The organism is Candidatus Villigracilis proximus (genome assembly GCF_016717045.1).
GTDB lineage: Bacteria > Chloroflexota > Anaerolineae > Anaerolineales > Villigracilaceae > Villigracilis > Villigracilis proximus.
Genome location: NZ_JADJUO010000033.1, coordinates 1 through 21,367, shown reverse-complemented (window position 1 = coordinate 21,367; position 21,367 = coordinate 1). Strand labels below are relative to the sequence as shown.

Annotated in this window: 19 protein-coding genes and 4 pseudogenes; 4 read left to right on the top strand and 19 right to left on the bottom strand. The window is 49.7% G+C overall.

Annotation, left to right across the window (positions count from 1 at the left end; genetic code table 11):
* Together IPL71_RS23420 and IPL71_RS23415 are read left to right on the top strand one after the other, a co-directional pair.
* A partial coding sequence (locus tag IPL71_RS23420; RefSeq protein ID WP_345325838.1) for a hypothetical protein occupies positions 1-1,394 on the top strand: 1,394 nt, incomplete at its 5' end.
* Entirely contained in the window at positions 1,391-3,106 is a 1,716-nt protein-coding gene (locus tag IPL71_RS23415) for an ArnT family glycosyltransferase (RefSeq protein ID WP_345325836.1), read from the top strand. The genes IPL71_RS23420 and IPL71_RS23415, both read left to right, overlap by 4 nt.
* A 180-nt stretch (positions 3,107-3,286) precedes the next feature.
* Here the strand turns inward: IPL71_RS23415 and IPL71_RS23410 are convergent, their stop codons facing one another.
* From IPL71_RS23410 to IPL71_RS26290, 9 genes and pseudogenes are all read right to left on the bottom strand, one after another.
* Positions 3,287-4,222, bottom strand: a complete 936-nt coding sequence (locus IPL71_RS23410) for a YHYH protein (protein ID WP_345325834.1) — start codon at positions 4,220-4,222, stop codon at positions 3,287-3,289.
* Between the two features lie 42 nt (positions 4,223-4,264).
* On the bottom strand, positions 4,265-4,864 hold the full coding sequence (locus tag IPL71_RS23405; RefSeq protein WP_345325833.1) for a YbhB/YbcL family Raf kinase inhibitor-like protein: 600 nt from the start codon (positions 4,862-4,864) through the stop codon (positions 4,265-4,267).
* 10 nt (positions 4,865-4,874) lie between these two features.
* Entirely contained in the window at positions 4,875-5,330 is a 456-nt protein-coding gene (locus tag IPL71_RS23400) for a hypothetical protein (RefSeq protein WP_345325831.1), read from the bottom strand.
* Between the two features lie 223 nt (positions 5,331-5,553).
* Positions 5,554-7,467: pseudogene (locus IPL71_RS26295) on the bottom strand (peroxidase family protein).
* A gap of 31 nt (positions 7,468-7,498) precedes the next feature.
* Complete coding sequence (locus IPL71_RS23385) at positions 7,499-8,872, bottom strand: Lcl C-terminal domain-containing protein (RefSeq protein WP_345325826.1); 1,374 nt, start codon at positions 8,870-8,872, stop codon at positions 7,499-7,501.
* 10 nt (positions 8,873-8,882) lie between these two features.
* A complete protein-coding gene (locus IPL71_RS23380; protein ID WP_345325824.1) occupies positions 8,883-9,086 on the bottom strand; it encodes a YdgH/BhsA/McbA family protein in 204 nt (67 codons plus the stop codon).
* A 206-nt stretch (positions 9,087-9,292) separates the two neighbouring features.
* Positions 9,293-10,225, bottom strand: coding sequence for a hypothetical protein (locus tag IPL71_RS23375; RefSeq protein WP_345325822.1), 933 nt, complete (start codon positions 10,223-10,225; stop codon positions 9,293-9,295).
* 344 nt (positions 10,226-10,569) lie between these two features.
* Complete coding sequence (locus IPL71_RS23370; RefSeq protein WP_514130852.1) at positions 10,570-11,931, bottom strand: mannosyltransferase YkcB-related protein; 1,362 nt, start codon at positions 11,929-11,931, stop codon at positions 10,570-10,572.
* 129 nt (positions 11,932-12,060) lie between these two features.
* Positions 12,061-12,539 (bottom strand): annotated as a pseudogene (locus IPL71_RS26290) (glycosyltransferase family 39 protein); the annotation flags it as partial.
* Between the two features lie 441 nt (positions 12,540-12,980).
* On the opposite strand from IPL71_RS26290, the gene IPL71_RS23365 reads away from it, so the two are divergent.
* Both IPL71_RS23365 and IPL71_RS23360 read left to right on the top strand, forming a co-directional pair.
* On the top strand, positions 12,981-14,294 hold the full coding sequence (locus IPL71_RS23365) for a sensor histidine kinase (protein WP_345325820.1): 1,314 nt from the start codon (positions 12,981-12,983) through the stop codon (positions 14,292-14,294).
* A 77-nt stretch (positions 14,295-14,371) separates the two neighbouring features.
* Positions 14,372-15,004 (top strand): response regulator, encoded by a 633-nt coding sequence (locus IPL71_RS23360; RefSeq protein ID WP_345325818.1) that lies wholly within the window; start codon positions 14,372-14,374, stop codon positions 15,002-15,004.
* On the opposite strand, the gene IPL71_RS23355 is transcribed toward IPL71_RS23360, so the two are convergent.
* From IPL71_RS23355 to IPL71_RS23310, 10 genes and pseudogenes are all read right to left on the bottom strand, one after another.
* Positions 14,979-15,905 (bottom strand): MFS transporter, encoded by a 927-nt coding sequence (locus IPL71_RS23355; protein ID WP_345325816.1) that lies wholly within the window; start codon positions 15,903-15,905, stop codon positions 14,979-14,981. The genes IPL71_RS23360 and IPL71_RS23355 overlap by 26 nt on opposite strands.
* Positions 15,868-16,131, bottom strand: coding sequence for an MFS transporter (locus IPL71_RS23350; RefSeq protein ID WP_345325814.1), 264 nt, complete (start codon positions 16,129-16,131; stop codon positions 15,868-15,870). The genes IPL71_RS23355 and IPL71_RS23350 overlap by 38 nt, the downstream gene beginning before the upstream one ends.
* A gap of 15 nt (positions 16,132-16,146) precedes the next feature.
* On the bottom strand, positions 16,147-16,857 hold the full coding sequence (gene rsmG / locus IPL71_RS23345) for a 16S rRNA (guanine(527)-N(7))-methyltransferase RsmG (RefSeq protein WP_345325812.1): 711 nt from the start codon (positions 16,855-16,857) through the stop codon (positions 16,147-16,149).
* Positions 16,858-17,014: 157 nt separating this feature from the next.
* Positions 17,015-17,959, bottom strand: a complete 945-nt coding sequence (locus IPL71_RS23340; RefSeq protein ID WP_345325810.1) for a DUF4349 domain-containing protein — start codon at positions 17,957-17,959, stop codon at positions 17,015-17,017.
* Positions 17,960-18,062: 103 nt separating this feature from the next.
* Complete coding sequence (locus IPL71_RS23335; RefSeq protein WP_345325808.1) at positions 18,063-18,794, bottom strand: metallophosphoesterase family protein; 732 nt, start codon at positions 18,792-18,794, stop codon at positions 18,063-18,065.
* A gap of 2 nt (positions 18,795-18,796) precedes the next feature.
* A pseudogene (locus IPL71_RS23330) lies at positions 18,797-19,386 on the bottom strand (phosphopantothenoylcysteine decarboxylase domain-containing protein).
* Positions 19,355-19,996 (bottom strand): flavoprotein, encoded by a 642-nt coding sequence (locus IPL71_RS23325; protein ID WP_345325806.1) that lies wholly within the window; start codon positions 19,994-19,996, stop codon positions 19,355-19,357. The pseudogene IPL71_RS23330 and the gene IPL71_RS23325 overlap by 32 nt, the downstream one beginning before the upstream one ends.
* Before the next feature lie 77 nt (positions 19,997-20,073).
* Positions 20,074-20,559 carry an alpha/beta hydrolase gene (locus IPL71_RS23320; RefSeq protein ID WP_345325805.1) on the bottom strand — a complete coding sequence of 162 codons (486 nt, stop codon included), beginning with the start codon at positions 20,557-20,559 and terminating at the stop codon, positions 20,074-20,076.
* A gap of 29 nt (positions 20,560-20,588) precedes the next feature.
* Entirely contained in the window at positions 20,589-21,035 is a 447-nt protein-coding gene (locus IPL71_RS23315; protein ID WP_345325803.1) for a hypothetical protein, read from the bottom strand.
* Positions 21,036-21,081: 46 nt separating this feature from the next.
* A pseudogene (locus IPL71_RS23310) lies at positions 21,082-21,367 on the bottom strand (hypothetical protein); the annotation flags it as partial.

Below are 21,367 nucleotides of genomic sequence, written 5' to 3'. Positions count from 1 at the left end.
CGGTGCTGGCGTTTTTCATTTATCTTTCACAAGGCCGCCGCGTCAGCTTTTTGTTTTTATCAGGCATCACCGCCGCCCTCGCGCAATTAACCAAATCTTCAGCCATCGCCATTCTGATGCCAATTGGTATTTTGCTGCTCATTCAAATTTTCCAACAACGTCAAAACGGACTCATCCAAACGATCTGGGATCACACAAAAATTTTTGTCCTCTGGCTGCTGGTGCTGGCTGGCGCGTATTTTATTTTCTGGCCGGGCATGTGGGTCGCGCCGGAAAAAATGCTGTATCAGGTTTACGGCAACGCCTTCAGTTACGCCTTTCAAGGCGCGCGCCTCGCCGTCACCGAAGATCTACAGCCAACGCAGTTCAGCCTCGCCACAGGTTTTTCAGGTATATGGGATTTAAGCACGGTGCTCCTCTGGCGCACATCCCCGCTGACCTGGCTGGGCATCCTGCTGGGATTTATCTCCCCGTTCATTCTTAACCGCAAACTGGTTCGCCTCAATTGGCAATTACCTGCCCTGTTGTTTTTCACCGCTGCCGCGTTCATCCTCATCTTCGGCATCGCCCAGGGACGCAACTCTCCGCATTACATCCTCGCCAGTTATCTCGCCTTAAATTTATTCGCCGCGCTCGGCTGGTTTCATCTCATTGAATGGTTCGTAGAACGCTTTCATAACGATCAAATAAAAACCCTAAAGGTCTTTTTTGATAATCAGGTTTTTACGAAAGTAAAGCAGACCTTTAGAGGCTGTTTAATAAATCTGTTTTTTGACCACAAAGTCACCAAGTCTCAAAGACTCAAAGGAAAAAAACTTAGTGGCTTAGTGCCTTTGTTGCTTAGTGGTGAAGTTATTAAACAGCCTCTTAGGGTTTACCTGTCTGGTAGAGAAGTTCAATATGCAAGTCTGTTTGTTTTAGTATTCGCTCAAGGTTGGAGCGCCGTTTCATACTTTCCATACTATTACACCTATCGCAATCCGCTCTTGTATGCGGCTGGGATGTACTCGCAAGCCCCGCAGTTTGCCTACGGCGAAGGCCTCGAACTCGCCGCGCACTATCTGGCAGAATTACCCGACGCAAAAAATTCGACTGTCATCGCCTTTTACGCACGCGGATGTTTCTCCTATTTTTACCCGGGCGAAACCACGCGCTTCAAACCCTATTATGTAGAAGCCGGTCACGAAGCGGATCTGGTCAACTCGATTCGTTCCGCCGATTATCTTGTGCTTTACTATGCCACGCAGGGACACTTGGATAAATACGAACCTTTGCTTGCAACCTTGTCCAGCGTACAGCCGATCCACGAGATATGGCTCGACGATTATCAATATGTCACCATCTATCAAGTCGATTCATTTCCGCCCGCAGTCTTTGAGGCTTTCGCAAAATGAAACATAAACTTATGACTCATAAAAAATGGCTGCTGACCTTTTTACTCTTTGTCTTGATCGTCCCCTCACACATCATCGGCATCGACAAAGTCATCACCTTCGACGAACCCTGGTGGGTGATCTCCGGCTCCAATTATTATTACGCGCTGACCCATGGCGATTTTGAAAACACGATCTATGATTATCATCCCGCAGTCACCACCACATGGGTGGTCACCGCTGGAATGCTTTCCTACTTCCCCGAATATCGCGGATTCGGTCAGGGCTACTTCGACGTCCGCAAGCCGCAGTTTGAGGAGTTCATGCGCGAACACGGCAAGGAAGCGCTGGAACTTGTTCGTAATAGCAGTTTGATCCAAACCGCGCTATTGATCGGGTTGGCGTTACTAAGTTTTTTTCTCCTGCAATTATTCATTGATCCCGTTATCGCATTCCTCGCCCTGACACTCGCCATGCTCGCGCCTTTTTTTCTCGGACACTCGCGTCTGTTGAATCATGAAGGCATGTTGGCGATGTTTGTGCTGGTTTCATTTTTAAGTATGCAGGCTTATCTTAATCACAAACGCAAATTGATCTATCTTTTAATTTCAGGTGCGGCATTCGGCCTCGCGCAATTGACCAAGTCCTCTTCAATTGTGGTGCTCGGTCTGGTGGGACTCATGCTATTTGTCGGGCTTTTCAAACGTGACGGGCGTTTATTCGGTTTGAAAATATGGGAGGCCGTCAAAGTATTTGCGGCATGGCTTGCAGTTGCAATCCTCGTCTATGTGATTTTATGGCCGGGGATGTGGGTTGCGCCGGGCAAGATGTTTTATGAAGTCTATGGCAACGCGTTCAGCTATGCCTTTCAAGGCGCGCGGCTGGATGTGACACAAGAATTACAGCCTTCCAGTTTCAACCTCGCAGGCGGACTCTCCGGCAGTATTCAATATATGAAGAACTGGCTGGCTTCGTCCACGCTGATCTCGTGGCTGGGAGTGATATTCGCGCTGTTCGTGCTGGTTTCAAAAGAGAAGCAGGTTGTCGCTTCCCCGGTTAAATCCACAATTGCGTATCTGGCCTTGCTCGCCGCGTTATTCATCTTCATGTTCGGCATCGCCCAGGGACGTAACTCGGCGCATTACATTCTCAGCAGTTTCGTGGCATTGGATGTGATCGCCGGAATCGGCTGGGGCTATTTTATTCTGTGGGTACAAAAACGCTGGGCGATTTCAAATCGCGCTTACATCATGCCGCTTGTTCTTTTCGTATTGATCGCGCTCCAACTTGTAAGCGGACTTTCATACTACCCGTATTATTTTTCATATCAAAATAAACTTGCCCCCGAAAAATCCTTCCTCGGCGGATATGGTGAAGGACTGGAACAGGCTGCCCTCTATCTGGCACAAAAACCTGAAGCGCAGAATACGCGCGTCTATGCCTACGCTGGCATGGGCTCATTCTCGTTTTTCTATCCGGGTGAGACAGATGTATTGAAGAAGGTTTATCTCATCGAGCCGGGATACCCGTCCATTATGATAGGGATGCAGAATGCCGATTATCTGGTGTTGTATTCGGTGCTGCAAAATCGTCAGCCTGAGTCTGTGGATCTTTTACGCATTCTGCAAAATATTCAACCCGAGAAAATTATTTTCATAGACGGGTTGGAATACATCCGCATTTATAAGATCGATGAAATGCCCGAAAGTGTGTATGCAGAGATGAGTAAATAACCCAAGTTGCTGCTTTTGGAACAAGAGTCTGTGCAAAAACCATTTAAAACCGCAGAGACGCAGACGCTTCGCGCGCGGAGTTTTAAATGGTTTTTCTCTGCGTCCTCCGCGCCTTATTACCCTGCGGGCTGCGGTGAAACTGGATAGGGTGGCAACTTGAATTAAATATTCGTTTTTTATCTACCCGGGCTTGGTATAAGTTTCCGTTGTCTTATTCCCAGCCGCGTCTACGAATTCAAACGTGTACACATTCCCATTGAATCCATAATTGACATAATACTTTTGCCCGTTGATCTGATATTCCAGCGCATAGGAATTATCGGCGGGCATTTCAAAGCCTGTGATCGTGGCGCCTTGCAAGGGTTGCAGAGAATCACGGAAGGGCTGGGTACGCGGCTGCGGCTCGATCTGATCGCCGTTGACTGTGACCACGCCGCGCATGCCGCCGTTGATGTATGGATACGTATGCGTGCCGTGATAGTGATAGCCGCCATCTGCGGTGAAGTGACCGTTGAGTTCATCCAGCGCGGTTACGGCGGAACCATCGGGTTCGGTTAATCCATAGATCGGGAAGCCATCGAGCGCATACGCGATGGGTTTGTCCATGCCAACAATCTCTGATAAATGAAGCGGCGCAACGTGATAATGATAATCGTCGGCGCGGCCCGCGTGACCGCCCCATTCATCCAACTCGCCGTATAGCAGCGCGTCATCACCGCGATTGTTGAGCGCGTTGAAAATGGGAACGCCGTTCACGGCCAGAGCGATCGCGCCGCGATACAAAGATGTTTTTGCAGAAACCGGATTCTCTGCAATAACCGGATGCAGTGGAATCTTCCAGGCATTGCTTCCGGTATACGATTGCGGCACGGGAACCTGTTGCTGCCAACTGGTGATGCCCACCATCATTTGATGCGCGGGCATGCCATTCGATTCAACATACAGATATTGTTCATCCTGATAAATTTTCACTGTATCGGCGAAGGCTTCGAAGCCGAGTTCTGTCAGAGCTTGGGAAATGACAGTAGGTGACAGAGCAGGCAGATCGGTCGGGTTAAAGCGCAGGGTCACCGGGTCTAAATCCGCAGGCAGCCAGGAAGGTAGTCCCAAATCCATAGGCAGATAATCGTAAAAAATCGCGGCGTGTAATAGACATGTTTACCTTGTATAGGTTACGTTTAAACTTGCGCTGGCGAGCGTGATGTCTTTGATGGCGTCGAGTAAAACGTCGCGGCTGACATCAGATGCTGAAACCGAAAATTGCGGTTCGGCAGAAAGTGCGTACACGGTATAGGTATAAATTTTTTCCCCGGGGCCTTTTGAACAGGGCGGCGCGTACACGGTTGTGCGGTTGACGCTGTTGTTACCGAGGATGCCGATGCCTGTGACATTTTTTTCAAGGCTGGTGACGTTGACCGGAATGTTATACATGACCCAATACCAATGCGTATCACCCGGACCTGGAACATGGTGCATGACTACTGCGAAAGTTTGCGTCCCTGTGGGCGCTCCGCTCCATGAAAGAGGTAATGTTGCACTGGCGCCGTCACACGTGTATTCAACTGGAAGTGCGCCGCCTTCGGTGACGTCTGAACTGCTGAGACTGAATGTGCCATTCGAAGATGTGACCGCTTCTGCGGTGGATATGTCTACCGTTGAATCATTAGATGGGGGAGTGGGCGGGTCGCCGGGTTTGGTGGAGCAGCCGGCCAAAAGCAGGGAAACGATCATGAGTATTGAAAATATTTTTGTTTTCATTTATTTTGGCTCATGAATCTGTCACAGCGATGACTTGTCCTGTGGCTGTATCGGTGAACTGAGCGATCAAGCCGCCGTCTCCCATTTGCTGTTTGTTGCTGCCGATATATTCAAGGCCGGTGTCATTCGCTTTGAAATCCTTGGCGATGAAATTGAAACTCATCGGATACGATGCTTCAAAGTTGAAGACTTCTGCATTGAAGGAACGTTCCGTATTGATCGAGACAGAATCTTCCATTATTAGTTGATCGCCCAAATAGAAGGCAGACCAGTTATCAGCCCAGACTTCGCCTTTGATCGTTATTGCGCCGGTTGTGTTTGACGTATCAACACTATTTGAAACGCTGGTTGTTGGGCTTTGTTGCGGCGCGTCTGCGTTGGAAGGCTGATATGGAGGCGTGCCGCGGCAGGCGGTTAATATAAGGGCGGTTAGGAATACAAGTGATAAAAGTGAAGTTTGTTTCATTGATAAATCTCCTGATTTTAAATATTGTCCCGCAGGTTTGATGTTCGATGAATCTGCGGGACAATTGTTTTAATTAATCCAAGTTGCGACTTTGTAGAATTTGCACAAGTTTTAATGTTAAGGCACAGAGTCGCAAAGGGAAAAATAATAGAATCTTTGCGGCTTTGCGTTAATAATCCCAACTAAAAGTTACTCAAAAAATGAAGGTAGCAACTTGAGTTAATTAGGGCTTGTGTGAACTGTTCGCCGGTGCGCAGGTCAGTTGTGAATTTTGTACGACCTGACAGGAACCGTTGACCGTGTTTTGGTTTCTGCCAATGAAAGAGCAGGCTGAATTTTCTGTCAGATTTGCACAGGCTTCAATTGCAGCGGGAGAAGGCGGATGCCCGTTCTGATGTCCATTGCCCTGTGATCCATTTTGTGAGTCGGGGCGGTCTGTAGACTCAGGTGCAGCCTTATCGATCATCACAGTCGATTCGTTGAAGAAGAAAACATCAGCCTGAAGTTTGGTCAACTCGGTGTTGCGGCGGATAATATCTGCCATGGATGTGTTTTCGATGTCGCGCACCATTTTTTCGGACAGAGAATTCTGATACCAGAAACGATCTCCATCGCGGACACGGCTAAACTGATCCACCAGAATGGCGGTGAATGTGGCGCCCATGCTGGAGTTTGGCAGATGATCTTCAGCCAGTCCGCCGATCCACAGGTCGATATTGTCAACGCCGCCATAGGTCGATGCGAGTGAAGCCTGCACAGCCTTGTCTGATGTGATTTGGTCGAAGCTGGTGATGCGGGGCAGCCCGTATGCAACACGCACAGTGTTGTAGTCTGCGATGCCGTGATCCCGTCCGCGCTGAATATTTAAGGATGCCAGGTCAAAGCCGCCCTGTCCGGGTGCGCCGAAGAGAAAATTACGCACATCGTCCACGACCATGGTATCGATTTCCTGAGCATTATCTGAAGCGAGATATTTCAAAAGCGGATCAATGCCTGTTTCACCGAGTACTGTTGGGTTGAAGAATGCGTCACGCAATAACATGGCTTCGTGATTTTCCTCTCCGTCATTATCGAGAAATTCAATATCCTCTCCCAACATGCTATGACCAACTCGAAACGCGGCAGTTGCAAATTCGGTGGACATACCGGGGTTTACATCCGCCTGATAACCTTGATACTCTGGGAGGGCGTTGCTGCCGAGAATGGCTGGCAGGAATTCTTCGTAGGTGATCTTTTGAAGTTCAGCGATCACGATACGGCGCGCATATTGATAAAGTTCCTCATCCGTCCAGTCTGCGTGTCTTTGAGCGGCTTCTGCCGCAATTCGATTGTGTTCACGGACAAAGAAAGTCTGCAGGGCAAGCAGTTCGGGGTTTTCATTCGCGCACATCGCCTGCTAAAAACAATTCAGTATCCGCTACACGATGCGCATCATTCGCGTTGGTCAGGCCATCTGTGTTGAAGGGCAGGAGATCGCCGGCGCTGGTTTTCATGCGTCCGCCGGTGAATTCACGCAGCGCTGCGGCGCGTTCGGCATCCACACCGTAAATTTGTGAACCGTCAATAAAGCCGTGATCGAATTCACCTGCTGGCGCGGATTGCTTGTAGAAGTACCCGTGGCTGCATCATAGTTCGAACGCGACATGGGAATTGTCATCGTGCCAGTGCGGGTCGGGTCGAACCATGCGTCGCCTGTTGGAACAATGATCGGTAAGGCTTCTTTTGGATCCGCGGTTTCCGTCAGATTGATATCGTGGTCGAGGAATTGTCCCCAGGCATAAACGAATGCTGTGAAGTCTCGGTCATTGGTAATGCCGCCTTTCGGGCTGGGTGACAAGGTGTTGCTTGCAGTTCTTGCACTGGGGCGATCTGCACCGGATGGACTGCTGATGCCATCATCGTATGCTGCGGCGGAAAGCCTGATAAATTGATCGTTCACAGCGCCCCAGCCTGGGTTTGCGATATTATTGCCTTTGCCATCCAGCGCTTGAATATCAAAATTGGATTCGGTTTGTGAGTTTTCTGCTACATAACTTACTTCAGATACAGATGCATTCGACTGCACCGGAATGATCGCCTGACATCCTGTAATGAGAATGGTGATCGTTGCGAAGAGGGTGTTGATAATTTTGCTCATTGTATTCTCCTTTGTTATTAAAATTTTTAAATTAGGGGCTAGGTGGTCCACCCGCAGGCATACACGCCATTTGACTTGAGTTGGGCGGCGTGCCGCATGTGCCGTTTAAGATTCCATTCGGAGTGTTGATCGTGCAAGCCGCGGCTTGAGTCAGACCGATGCAGGCATCGATCGCTTCCTGTGGCGGAGTTCCGCTGCCTGCGAGGTCAATGCCGCCAGTGGTGGTGGGCTGTCCACCCATAAGGTCTACGCCGCCAGTATTAGAGATCGTCATGCCGGGTCTGTTGCTGATCGTGGTGTTACCTGAAACGTACGTTACTTCGCCGCCGCGTACACAGCGCGCATAATTATTCACGCGCACGGCATCGCCTTGCGGACCATGTCCCTGCGGATATTCAGACGCACTGCCAGTTTTTGGATCACTGCGTTGCGAACCTGCACCATGCACATCCACCCATGAGTTCATATATCCCAGCGCCTTGCCAAAAGAGACATACGCCGCATAGGTACCGCTTCCTGATGAATCAGCGTGCGTGGTGCTGCTCCAATAAAATGGATAATCAGCCTCGCCCGCTTCATTGGTGATGGAAGTGACATTGAAAATTGGATCTATTGCCGCGGAATTGGTCGTGGCAGGCGAACGGGAATAATCCAAAATACTTTGTAATTCCTTTGCGTCGGGCAAACGCCAATCATCCACGCCTGTCGCAGAGTAGCCTTCGCAATAGGTCAGCGCAGACTCCCAATTCATGCCCATGCCGCTATCGGCTTGCATCCAGGTTAAGCCTGTGGCGTTATCTGTGATCGTGCCGTTGCCTTGATCTGCAAAAGCATTCACGCCGTAATTGTTTCCGCCGCGCACATACAGCACGAAGAAAGTTTTATCGCTGCCGCGCAAACTCAATCCATAACCTTTGATGCGTCCGTCTGCAAAATTCACACCGAACAGGGTTTCATCGCCGTTCATGGTGGTGCTGACATATTTGGTGCTGGTCGCAAACTGCGCGTCAATTACACGTTCGCCTGCATCGGTGTCGCCATAGGCATAATCAAAATAGCGTGTGTCAATAAACGGCGTGGCAGAACAGGTTCCACCAGGGCAGGCACTCACATCGGTGCCATCGAATAAGATCAATGAATAGAGTTCCTTGATGGTTGGCAAACGCCAATCGTCATGGCCTGCCAGTGTGGAATTTTCTGCGCTGCTCACAGCATTTGCAAAACTCTGCTTGTCACTGACGTTGATCGTTCCATCACCGTTCAAGTCCGCTGACTGTGACCACATCAAGCCGGTCACCAGATCGCTCACGGTTCCATCGTTATTGTTCTGGTATGCGGCAGCTGCACCCTGGTAATTTCCATCCTGCCCGGCAAACGCCGAACCCTGCGCCGCGCAAGCTGTCAACTGATTATTGTCATAGCACGCGATCTGCCCCGAGTTCACAATGCGATACGTGAGAGGATGAGACTGTGCCGGTAGATTGAGCAGATGTAGAACCCGATTCTGATTCGGATTGCTCCGCCTGTGTCACTTCCCCCGCTGACGGGGCAGCGACTGGGGGCATTCCACACGCTGAAAGGATCAGTGTAATTACAACAAGCTGTAAAATGGTTTTCATATTGTTCTCCTTGTACTTTGAATTGAACAGTTCTCATTTTACTGATGTAAAAAATATGTAAAGAGTGTGTGGAATCACCATGTTCAAGAAAAGCCCATGCATATCTTCATCAATATCCATGACACCTGTCATGGATACACAAACTGCTTTTGAGTTGTAAAAAGTGAGGGTCATTTACTTTGTGTAAATGACCCTCACTTTTTGAATTAAGGAGCAGGCTGTGGATTATTGCCCTGTCCATCTTGTGGTGGCTGTTGACCGTTACCGTTGCCGCCTTGTGGAGGCTGTTGGCCGTTTCCCGGTCCGCCCTGTCCTGGCTGACCGTTGCCAGGCTGGCCTTCGCCTTGATGATGCGGGGTTCCCAATGCGGCTTGGAGTTCTTCAGCGGTGACGCCTAACGTTGTCGCGGCTGTGGTCAGATCGGGGCGGCAGTCTTTGCTGTCAGCGGTGCAATCTGCGGGTTTTGCATCCTGCAAGGCCTGTTGTAATTCTTCGGCGGTAATGCCAAGTGTTTCAGCAGCGGTTTCAAAGTCTGGTCCGTTGTGACCTTCGCCGTTTGCGGGGCCGCCCAATGCGGCTTGAAGTTCTTCAGCGGTGACGCCTAATGTTGTCGCGGCTGCGGCTAGATCGGGGCGGCAGTCTTTGCTGTCAGCGGTGCAATCTGCGGGTTTCGCATCCTGCAAGGCCTGTTGTAATTCTTCGGCGGTAATGCCAAGTGTTTCAGCAGCGGTTTCAAAGTCTGGTCCGTTGTGACCTTCGCCATTTGCGGGGCCGCCCAATGCGGCTTGAAGTTCTTCAGTGGTGACGCCTAACGTTGTCGCGGCTGTGGTCAGATCGGGGCGGCAGTCTTTGCTGTCAGCGGTGCAATCTGCGGGTTTTGCATCCTGCAAGGCCTGTTGCAGTTCTTCGGCGGTAATGCCAAGTGTTTCTGCAGCGGCTTCAAGATCCGGCCCAACTTTACTGGATGGACTGCCCGGTGCGGTTTGTAATTCTGTGCTGGTGATCTCTGAACCTTTTGACTCTATGGTTGCAGCTTGAGAATCCGCAGTTTGTGCGGGGGCGGCAGTGCTTGCGCAGGCGCTGATAAGAATTGCCAGTAAAGCCAGGCAGGAAATAAGAATATGTTTTTTGTTTTTCATGACGATCTCCTTTTTGAAAGTTGATGATGTACAGCGATATTCGTTGTACTGATTGATTAGACGAACGACCGGGTTTGTGTAAATATTTTTATCTGTTTATGCGCGCTCCTTTTTTTATTGATAAGTACATTCTACCGATGGTAAAGTTTTGCAGAGAGTGCCTGCAATCACCATATTAGATAAAAGCCTGTATGTGTTGTCATTGACCGGCATTACAGATGTCATGGGTGTGGTTTGGGCAAAGCGCCCCGCAAATTGTTTCATATCAAGCTTTATTCGCTGCATACGTCCATTAAATAAAAACATGGGCTGGAGAATATCCAGCCCATGCGCATTGATCAAATTTATTTACACATATATAACGTCAGTGATTGATTGTCCGGTCTTTGCTGACCATTTTGGCCCTGCGGTTGAACGTCTGATGAAGTGTTGCTGAACTCAGTCACAACCGAGCATGAGGCCTTCAACCAACTGGCGATATCCTCTTTACCGCCGCGCTCGCCGCCGTATAAAACATAACGTAGTTCACCGTTTGCAACCAGCGCGCTTAGGTCTTCCGCGCTGACTACATCATCCTGCCCGCCGAAGCCGCCCATGTACAACACAGGACGTCCGGTTTCAATCACAAACGTTGCGCCATTTTGCGAGGACGGAACCGCCAGCAGATATTTCACATCGGCTGTGTTCGTTTGAAGATAGGTTAGTAATTTTTCATTCATACTGGAGCCTGCGCCGCTTTGTTGACGGGGTGGTTGAGATGCTTGTTGATTATTGCCAGTGTAGGCCGTGGGCAGGTTGATATCTGAATTCGCGACCACGGTCATCACCGTCCAGTACATGGGGATGACCATCATCGCCGCCAGAATTGTGACGTAGGCCAAATGCCGCTTCTGGATCACCATCAAGATGATTCCCAACCCAAGCAGCAGGCCACTTCCAAGCATCCACCACGAAGATTCTCCATATTGAGTTGTGGCAAAGTATTGAAAGCCAATGGTTACCACGGCAGAGAGCACCAGCACAGCGCCGGTCCATTTTTTGTCTGCGCTCCATAACCATAATTGAGCGAAGCCAATGCCGACCATTGCGCCCAATGCGGGCGCCAGCATGATGGCATAGTATGAGTGGAAGATTCCAGAGACCATGCTAAAGAACACGATGCAGGTCAATAACCATCCGCCCCAGAGGATGAGCGCTTTGTGAACACCAGATTCAATCGGAAGTTTGATGCGCGAGCCAAAGAGCGCAAGCACAACGCTGATCAACGCGAAAGGCAGCAGCCAGGACATCTGCTTTGAAAGCGGACTGGTAAAGAAGCGCAAGACTCCCGGTGTGCCTGTCTCCTGACTAAATGGAGTTCCGCCGCCTTGTTGTCCGCCGGGCCCGTCTTGACTGTTGGCAGGAGCCTGCCCATTTTGCTGCGGATTCATTCCCTGCGGCGCGCAAGCCAGCGCATCCGAATTGGGCGGTGTGATACAGGTTCCGTCAATTGTGCGATTGGGCAATGTGAATGAACAGGCGTCGCCTTGTGTTAAAATTGCGCAGGCATCGAGTGCTTCCTGCGGTGGCCCTTGACGAACACCCTGCTGAGGCTGGGCCGATTGATTGGGAGTTGTACCAGCTATCGGCGCGGAGGGAGGCGTTTGATTCCCATCCCGATTATTTCCGAGTCGTGAAACTCCGTTGTGCCCGAAGATTAATCCCATGACGCTGTTGTCTTCACTTGAGCCAATGTAGGGGCGCGAGTCGGCGGGGGTCAGGTCAACAGCGACCGCCCATGAAAGTGAAACGGCCAGCAGTAAAACTGTGGCGAGACCGAGATTGACGATTTTGCGCAGCCAGCCCGTTTTTGAGCCGAAGAAATACAGCGCGTAAAAAGCGGGCAGCGGTAAAAAGGCCTGCATCATTTTGATGTTGAAGCCGAGACCCACGATGAACGCGCCGAGCAAAAGCCAGCTTACATTTTCTGACTCAGTGGCTTTGATAAATGTCCAAGCCGCGAGCAGCAAAAAGAAAACGAGTAAACCGTCCATGGTGTTGTTGCGATTGGTGGCGACAAAGACCGGCGTGATCGCCATCACAAAAGCCGCGACCAGACCGGCGAGTTCGCCCATGTATTTTTAACCATCGCATACAACAGCGGAATCCCGAACACGCCCGCGAGGATGTTGGGCAGCGAAACGCTGAAGCCGCTCACGCCAAGAAAATAGGCGAAGACCGCTTCGATCCACAATCCCAGCGGAGGTTTATCCACAGTGACCGATCCGCCGGGTTCCGCTGCCACGAAGAAGAAATTACTCCACGATTGCAGCATGGATTTAACTGCGGCGGTGTAATACGCATTGGCATTACCGATCGACTCAATGTTGTACATGTGCAGCCCAAACGAGAATGCCATAATGACGATTACCAATAAGATGGAGATCGTTACACCTGGAAAAACATTTTTTTTCAAGAACGAGGGTTGTATAGGCAGGGTTGCTGTTGTCATTTTTTATTTTCCTTTTTTGTAAACAGACTTCGGAAGTCTGCTTTAATTCGTTTTCGCATGGATGCCTCTAAAAAGACTTCCGAAGTCCAGATCTTAGTTGAGTTTATATTTCCCCACGAAAAACCGGAAGTGAAGCCAGTCACTATTTGATATATAAACCCATGAATTCACTCATGCACATCCATGACGCTTGTCATGGGTATTGCGAAGAAATCATGACGGTACACACATAATCCCCGCTGCTCTTCGTGATAAGATTTGTTTATGTATTCCCCGCACGACTCCACCCGCTTCCTTCGTATTGCCGCCTGGATTTGGATTAGTTTCCTGATCGCAATGGCGTTTATGGATTTTGTACTCTACACACAAATTGATCTTCCCGTTACGCAAAATCCGCCCTTGTTGCAGAACACAGCCGGTCCGCAATCGCCGCCGCTTAACCAACAACCCAATCAGACGAGAAATCCATTTAGACCGGTATTTCTTTTTTACGCCGCGAGTGGATTGATCGCAACGATTTTTCTTGTTTTTACCCACTCGGTTTGGATTCAAAAAAAATTGGGCGCTGCTTTTTATCCCCTGCTCTTGTTTACCATTTCCACCGCGCCTATTTTCATTAACATATCTATCACACCGCCTTTCCCCAACGGTCCGCTTTCCACCGCCGAAGGCATCGCATCGCGTCAACTCCCGGTACTGTTCGTCGCGCTCGCGCTTGTCGCCTGGGAATATGAACTGTCGCATGTCATCTTTTTTAGCATCGCCACCACCACGCTTGAATTAAGCCTAATCTATTTCAGCACCATTGATAACAGAAATATTTATGTGTTTCTGTTTATTGCCATCATCCGCACGATCAGTTTTATCGCGGTGGGCGTATTCATCAGCCTGCTTGTTGCGCGTCTGCGTGAACAGCGTGAGTCACTCAGTGAAGCAAATGCCAATCTCACACATTACGCGTCCACGCTGGAACAGCTTACCGTTAGTCGTGAACGCAATCGTCTCGCGCGTGAATTGCATGATACGCTCGCGCATTCGCTGACCGCCATTTCCGTTTCACTGGAAACCGCCAAAGCCTATTTTGATATTGACCCTGCCAAATCGCGCGACTTCATTGATAAATCCTTAGAGTCGACTCGCGTTGGCGCGAATGAAACCCGCCGCGCGCTGAAAGCTCTGCGCTCCAACGCACTCGAAGATATGGGACTCGGACTCGCCATCCAGCGCGCCGCTGAATCCGCCGCGACCCGCTTCCACCTTAATCTGACGCTTGATCTTAAAAATCCCATGCCTTCCCTCAGCCCCGACGTGGAGCAGACCATCTACCGCGTGACTCAGGAAGCCATCGAAAATATAGTCAATCATTCGCGCGCCAAAAATTTCAGCGTACGCTTTGAAAGTGACGTTTACACTACGCTCACGATTCAAGATGACGGCATGGGCTTCGACTCAAAGTCAAAAGAACCTACCGGTCACTTTGGCCTGGTGGGTATGCGCGAACGCGCCCAACTTGCCGGCGGTAAATTAAAGATCGAAAGCGAAAAAGGGAAAGGCACAAAAGTTGTGCTGATAATATAGATAATAGACGATAGACAATGGACGGTGGACAGTAAAAACGGTCTACGGTCTATTGTCCATCGTCCGGAGCCTCAACTATGAAAATCATTCTTTGTGACGACCAGGCCGTGATCCGTGATGGACTTGAAATGCTTCTTAATCTTGAAAAGGATTTTGAAGTTATCGGTGCGGCGCAGGATGGCGCCGAAGCCGTGGAACTTGCCGCGAAAAAACAACCCGATCTAATTTTGATGGACTTGAAAATGCCGGTTATGAATGGTATTGAAGCCACACGTGAGATTCACGCAAAATTCCCCAATATAAAAATTCTTGTCCTTACTACCTACGATGACGATGAATGGGTTTTCGATGCCATCCGCGCCGGCGCATCGGGCTATCTGCTCAAAGATACTTCACGCCAGAAAATTATCGAAGCCATCCGTGGAACGATGGATGGCAAATCCTTTATTGATCCGGCCATTGCGGGCAAATTACTTAATCAAGTTGCCAGCAAACAAACCCAGCCCACATCCATACTGACCGATAAACTCACCGAACGTGAGCTGGATGTCTTGCGCCTGATCGCCAAAGGCATCAACAACAGCGAGATCGCCAATCAATTGCATCTATCCGAAGGGACAGTGCGGAATCATGTCAGCGCGATTTTGGAAAAACTGGGAGTCTCCGATAGAACGCAAGCGGCGGTTATTGCGATACAGCACGGGCTATAACGAACTTTCTCGTCGCCTCGACCAGGGCCAGCAAAACCAAAATACCTACCCCGAAAACAAAGAACATGGCTTGTCCGCCAATGCTTTCAAGCAGGATGCCGCCAATGAATCCGCTCGCTGCTGAGCCAAAGCCAAAACTCACGGCGCCGAACAATCCCTGCGCCGTGGACTTTAATCCCTCAGGCGCGTTTTCATCTGCATAAGAAACCCCCGCGAGCCACATCATTGGGAATATGATTCCGCTTATGCCCTGGATCACATACATCATGGCTGGTGCGTCCACTGCGGCGAACAATAAAGATCGAATCCCGAACAATGCAATGGCTGTGATGAACAAGCTGCGCGCATTAAAGCGCTTCACAAGATGATGTCCGAAAAAAAAGATGGGGATCTCCGTCAAGGTGCCCATCAGGGAGGTGATGCCCATTTGTGTTTCCGTTGCGCCCATTTCTGCCATATATGGATATAAGTAGGAGGCCACTGAATAAGTGCCTATTCCGCTTAGAAAAGCTGCCGCAAGAAAAAAAATCCACTTTTTATCTTGAAGCAGAAGCCAGACACCGCCGTTGCTGGATGTCTGTCCTTGTTGTGATTGACCATAGTCAAATTTCTGGCTGACCATAAAATTGATGACCATGATCGTGGTGAATATCCAAAACCCGATGCCCAGACCGTAATGCTGAACAAGTACCCCGGCAATCGGTGCGAGGATGCCCCAGCCAAATGTCCCACCGAGGCGGACGCGCCCATACATGGCTTTTTCATCTCCAAGCATGGTCATGGTGGCGCTATCTGCAAGAGAACCAACGGGCGCCATAAAAAAATTATACAGGGCAACGAGGATGCAGACTGCAATAAAGCCTTTAAGCATGGGCAGCACCACCCCAAAAATAATTGCCATGAACAGCCCCAGCCCCATGATCAGTTTCTGCCGTCGGCTTGCATCTGCCAGCCCTGTGCCCAAATGGGGTTGCCACCAAAGTGATGAGCGGGGCTACACCAGTCAACAGGCCGATCTGTGTTCCAGTGAATCCAAGTCCCTGATAAAAAATTACAAAGAAAGGCGCCAGTGATGCAAAGGCGCCAAAATATAGAAAGTAAAAACTAAAAGGCCAGATTTTCTTCATTGAATTCTTTATCTTTTATAACGGCATCTTTGCTGCCACCCCGGCACTGCGCGGATATTTCGGCGGTGTTGCGGCCACTTTATCCACGAGGACGAGATAACGGTCATCGGCTACACCAGGTAAATTAACGGGGATCAATTTCTTTAATTTTCCACCCAATAATTTCATCGCCTTTTCAGCGGACTGTGCTTCGACGGGTCCGCTTTCACCTTTTTGCGCGAGCACCGTCCCGCCGATCTTTACCAGTGGAAGCAGGTATTCGCTTAATACATTTAAGTTTGCAACCGCGCGCGCCACAGCCCAATCATACGTTTCACGATGTTCCATTTTTTGTCCCAGGTCTTCTGCACGGGCATGGATCACTTTTACATTCTCCAATCCGAGCACCTCCACGATGTGTTGACAGAATTTCGCCTTCTTGCCAACGGATTCAACCAAGGTCAGCTGCATACTGGGGTACAGTATTTTTAAGGGAATGCCCGGGAACCCGGCACCCGTTCCAACGTCTACGAGGCGAAGCGGGGGAGAGGCTTTCCAGGCTTGCACACAGGAAAATGAATCCAGAAAATGTTTGGTGCGAATCGACTCCACATCCCGAATGGCGGTCAGATTAAATTTTTGATTCCAATCCATTAGCTCACGCTCGAAGGTGGCAAGCGCGAGAATGTGTCGTCCGGTGAGGTGAACGTTGAAAAGTGAGAGGGCTTCGCGGGCTAGATTTTCCATGAGGTGATTATAGCAAAAGAGTGAGTTGAAAGACTTCCGAAGTCTTTTTTGAGTCTTTATGGCGGAGATGTTGTAATGCAGACTTCGGAAGTCTTGACTAAAAAGAGGCCGCCATTTTTGGCAGCCTCTCACTTCTCACTTTTTACTTTTCACTTCCCTACTTCTTCTCCACCGGGGTTTCATCCTTCTTCACTTTCGGACCGCGCATTTTGCGGAAGAGTGCGCGCAAACCGATGAAGACGAGATATAACGGGATGCTGATGATGATCCAGACCGGCAGAGTATAGATCACAAAGCGGATCAGGAATTCGACAAAGCCTTTCAGGAAATCGATCAAGTCCTGCACGGCTTCGAGCGCCACACCTTTGGGCTCCCATTTACCGATCACGAGCGGCTGGATGGTCTCTTCGGCCACGATACGCACACTGATGGCAGAAAGCGCGGCAGCTTCTTCGTAATATTTGATCTGACCTTTTACCAATTCGATCTGTTCGCGGTAATACACGAGTTGATTAAAGATGCTGACTACATCTTCGGTGTCCGTCGCATTTTTTAGAATCTCATCCAATTGTGCTTCGGCGGCTTCGAGGTTCTTCAAACGCGACTTTAAATCCACATACTCGGCGGTTACATCCTGCCCGGTGCGGGTTTCATTTTGTACTTCAACGATATCTTTTTTGATCTGATTTAACGCGTCTTCCAGTTTTTCAGAAGGTACGCGGATCACGATCTGCGCTTCAGGTACTTCAATATAATCGCTGGTATAGCCTTGATACAAATTGGACGAGACCACAAAACCGCCCATTTGTTGTGCCATGATCTGAATATCTTTCATGCGGCCTTCGACATCTGAAACAACAATTGCGAGGTCTGCATTTTGAATGACCAGTCGTTCCACCTGTGCTGCCGCCACACCTGAGCCGTCATTGGCAGTTGTGACCTGGTCATACACGCCCGCGGTTGCCATGGGCATGATCGATTCTGGCGCTGCGGGTGCGCCGCCTATGTAAAGATCCGCGGTGTTTTCTGAGCGGGCGCTGCCGCACGCGGCGAGGAACAATGCGGCAATGAGGATAAGACTTAATGGCAATATGCGTTTCATAACTTCTCCTTTAAATACCTTGGGTGATTTCTCTACCCAAAAGACGAACTGATTGAGAAATAGTTCCCACATAATGGTCTATTGTCCATCGTCCACGGTTTGCTTACCATCCTTCGGCAAGGCGCGCCGCGTGTTTCTCAGGCAGCCCAGCCGCGCGGATTCGTTCCTGCACTTCGGCTACGTTATAAGTCACACGGCGCGGAGTCCATGTGCGGGCTTCGGTATCGTAGATGGCATAGGCAGCGCGCGGATCACGGTCACGCGGCTGGCCGACCGAACCCGGGTTCAGGATCAGTTTCGGGTGGAGAGAGACCGTGTGGTCCGCTTTATTTTGTTCAAGAGTCACACGGTCATTTTTATCATTCAATGCAAACATACATTGAATGTGTGAATGCCCCACAAAACACCAGGGTGTATCAAAACTGTCAAAGTTTAAACGCGCGGTCAGCGTGTTTAAAATATATTCCCACAACGGGTCGCGCGGACTTCCGTGGGCGAGTGTGGCTTCGCCGCATACTTTTGTCTTTGCAGGAAGTGAACGCAGAAAATCCAGATTGCTGGCTGAGATCACTTTCTCATGATAGATCAGCGAGCGGCGCGCATCGCCGTTGAAAGTTTCAAGCGGCATTCTGCCTGTGATGGCAACGTCATGATTGCCAAGCATACAGGTCAGATTTTTTACATCGCGCATTTCCTCCACAACCGCGTTCGGGTCGGGTCCATACCCAACCAGATCGCCAAGGCACCAGGTTTCGTCCACTTGACCGGCATCTTTTAAGACAGCTTCGAGCGCGGTGTAATTTGCATGAATATCCGAGATGACCAAAACGCGCATAGTTACTCCAACAAACGTGATGTGTGTTCGATAATTTTTTCAGCCACTTCAGTCTTGTTCATCAGCGGCAAAATTTCCTTTGTTCCATTTGCAAATAAAAAGGTAACGCGATTCGTGTCCACCGCGAAACCTGCATCGTCCGATGAAATATCATTTGCAACGATCATGTCCAATTTTTTGGATTGTAATTTCTCAGACGCATTCTCAAGCAGATTCTGACTCTCCGCTGCGAACCCCACCACGATTTGAAACCGCTTCGCGCTTAACTGTGAGTTGGCTACTGTTCGAAGAATATCCGGCGCCGCTGTCAGCTCTATTTGCGGAATCCCATCACGTTTTTTCATTTTATCTTTGGCGACGGTCTTCGGTGTGAAATCCGCTGCGGCCGCAGCCATGATTAACGCATCAGCAGATTCTGCCAATACGGCATTCAACATTTCCATCGCACTGTTGACTCTGACCACGCGCGCGCCCACCGGCGCAGATAATGCTGTCGGCGCAGAGATCAGGCAAACGTCCGCGCCTGAATCGAGCGCCGCCTGAGCGAGTGCATATCCTGTTTACCAGATGAATGATTGGTGATGACCCGCACCGGGTCGAGCGCTTCCTGAGTCCCGCCGGCAGTGACAACGACTTTCCTCCGCGAGTTTTCCTTTTGCCAAATGCGATCGAATGTGACCGAGAATTTCCGCAGGCTCTATCATGCGGCCTGTGCCGGTTAATCCAGATGCAAGATGACCTTCTGCTGGGCCGATAATGATTGCGCCACGTTCTTTTAATTTCGCGAGATTTTCCTGTGTGGCCGGGTGATCGAACATGCCGCCGTCCATCGCGGGTGCAATCACCAGCGGACATTGCGCCGCCAATGCGCTAACAGTTAATAAATTATCGGCGAGGCCATGTGCGAGTTTTGCGATCGTATCTGCGGTGCAGGGCGCGATAACTAGTAGATCCGCCGTTTTACCAAAGCTGACATGCAGCACATGCGCTTCGTTGCCCCAAAGATCTTTGTCAGTATAAGCACGGCGGCTGGTTACAGATTGAAAGGTGAGCGGTGTGACAAAATTTTCTGCCGCACCCGTCAGAATCGCATCTACCTTTGCGCCCGCCTGTGCAAGTTTGGATGCAAGGTCTGCGGCTTTATATCCCGCAATTGAACCCGTCACGCCAAGCAAAATGTGTTTATCAGAAAGGATGGACATATTAGGTCATTATACTTCCATCTAACTCTCTAGCTTCTGGAGGGTTTTTCTTGCCAAGACTTCCGAAGTCTTTCGACCTACTTCCCAAACATCTCTTCCAGCGCAATCCCCACTTCATCACGCCAGCAGGTGTAATTATGTCCACCGCTGAATTCGCGGTAGGTGACATTGTATCCGCTTTGCTTCAGAATGGGCTGCAACCTCCGGTTATCTTCCAACAGCCAGTCAAAGTGACCGATATCCATCCAGATTTTTATTTCACGAGCTTGTTTCGCGCGGATCAGATCCACGGCTACGAAATCACGCCCCTCAGATTCAAACACACCCGATTGACTGATAACTTTCCCGAAAACTTCAGGCATTCGTAACCCCGTATACATCGACATTAATCCGCCGAATGATGCGCCCAGTATGCCGTATGCGCCGCGTTGTTTTTTGATGTCTACTAGATTTAATTTCTTGCGTGCCAGCGGAAGAATGGCATTATCAAGCCACATGATCGTCGCATCGGAGCACGCATATTCCACGCCGCGTTGTGCATCGCCGTTTTGCAGAAATGCCATCGCAATCGGCTGGATCCGCTTTTCATGGATCAGGTTATCACAATTACATTTAACTTTGCGCGTTCAAGATAATCGGGACCATCATAAACGACCAGCAAAGGCACAGGCCCGCTGACGGGTGGGTGGTAAAGATACATATCCCGCTCACCGTCATCTGCCAGCATCCAGGTTTCTACCAGGTGATGCGTCACCTTTCCGCGCGGAATATTTTTCCTGCGGTTGGCAAGTTCTGTGGCGGAATGTCCCGGCATATAAAAGAAATGATTGTAGTGTCCGATTCCGTTATAGACAGTGTTTTTAAGCCCCATGAAATCTTTTTCGATGCGCTTCATCTTTTGCGGATGATCCTCCCACATGTGGATGTCATCAATTAAGTAGGGCGCGGTTTTGCCCTTCCATATAAATGTGACTTGATTTCCCTCAACAATCGGATTGCCGTATTTTTTTGCTTTCTCAAAAAGAGTTTGATTGTTCATAATATGTAACCTCTTATTCTGATGAATTAAACCGCATCTTCCCGCTTCACACCTGCAAATTGCAAAAATAAAATCTGCATCGTACACTTTGCTCGGGTTGAAAGCCCGCTTTGAAATCGTCATCTAAAATATGTTTGATGATCTCCATAGAAGTCAGTGCCGTTAAATGATAGGCTTCAGGTGTCCGTAATTTTGCACGTACAATATTTTTGCCGTCGGTCACCTCGGCGATCAATAAACTAAATCCATTTTCGTTTTGTTGGCGTGTGGGACCAGGGGCAAAGAATTTTCCGATCAACCATTTTATAAAATCTCTTGCCCAACGTGTGTAA

What these genes read in the sequence shown, in the direction of transcription:
- IPL71_RS23415 (WP_345325836.1), top strand. Translation starts at nt 1,391, where the DNA reads ATGAAACATAAACTTATGACTCATAAAAAATGGCTGCTGACCTTTTTA.
- IPL71_RS23410 (WP_345325834.1), bottom strand. Translation starts at nt 4,222, where the DNA reads ATGGATTTGGGACTACCTTCCTGGCTGCCTGCGGATTTAGACCCGGTG.
- IPL71_RS23405 (WP_345325833.1), bottom strand. Translation starts at nt 4,864, where the DNA reads ATGAAAACAAAAATATTTTCAATACTCATGATCGTTTCCCTGCTTTTG.
- IPL71_RS23400 (WP_345325831.1), bottom strand. Translation starts at nt 5,330, where the DNA reads ATGAAACAAACTTCACTTTTATCACTTGTATTCCTAACCGCCCTTATA.
- IPL71_RS23380 (WP_345325824.1), bottom strand. Translation starts at nt 9,086, where the DNA reads ATGAAAACCATTTTACAGCTTGTTGTAATTACACTGATCCTTTCAGCG.
- IPL71_RS23375 (WP_345325822.1), bottom strand. Translation starts at nt 10,225, where the DNA reads ATGAAAAACAAAAAACATATTCTTATTTCCTGCCTGGCTTTACTGGCA.
- IPL71_RS23370 (WP_514130852.1), bottom strand. Translation starts at nt 11,931, where the DNA reads ATGGGATTAATCTTCGGGCACAACGGAGTTTCACGACTCGGAAATAAT.
- IPL71_RS23365 (WP_345325820.1), top strand. Translation starts at nt 12,981, where the DNA reads ATGTATTCCCCGCACGACTCCACCCGCTTCCTTCGTATTGCCGCCTGG.
- IPL71_RS23360 (WP_345325818.1), top strand. Translation starts at nt 14,372, where the DNA reads ATGAAAATCATTCTTTGTGACGACCAGGCCGTGATCCGTGATGGACTT.
- IPL71_RS23355 (WP_345325816.1), bottom strand. Translation starts at nt 15,905, where the DNA reads ATGGCAATTATTTTTGGGGTGGTGCTGCCCATGCTTAAAGGCTTTATT.
- IPL71_RS23350 (WP_345325814.1), bottom strand. Translation starts at nt 16,131, where the DNA reads ATGAAGAAAATCTGGCCTTTTAGTTTTTACTTTCTATATTTTGGCGCC.
- rsmG (WP_345325812.1), bottom strand. Translation starts at nt 16,857, where the DNA reads ATGGAAAATCTAGCCCGCGAAGCCCTCTCACTTTTCAACGTTCACCTC.
- IPL71_RS23340 (WP_345325810.1), bottom strand. Translation starts at nt 17,959, where the DNA reads ATGAAACGCATATTGCCATTAAGTCTTATCCTCATTGCCGCATTGTTC.
- IPL71_RS23335 (WP_345325808.1), bottom strand. Translation starts at nt 18,794, where the DNA reads ATGCGCGTTTTGGTCATCTCGGATATTCATGCAAATTACACCGCGCTC.
- IPL71_RS23325 (WP_345325806.1), bottom strand. Translation starts at nt 19,996, where the DNA reads ATGTCCATCCTTTCTGATAAACACATTTTGCTTGGCGTGACGGGTTCA.
- IPL71_RS23320 (WP_345325805.1), bottom strand. Translation starts at nt 20,559, where the DNA reads ATGGCATTTCTGCAAAACGGCGATGCACAACGCGGCGTGGAATATGCG.
- IPL71_RS23315 (WP_345325803.1), bottom strand. Translation starts at nt 21,035, where the DNA reads ATGAACAATCAAACTCTTTTTGAGAAAGCAAAAAAATACGGCAATCCG.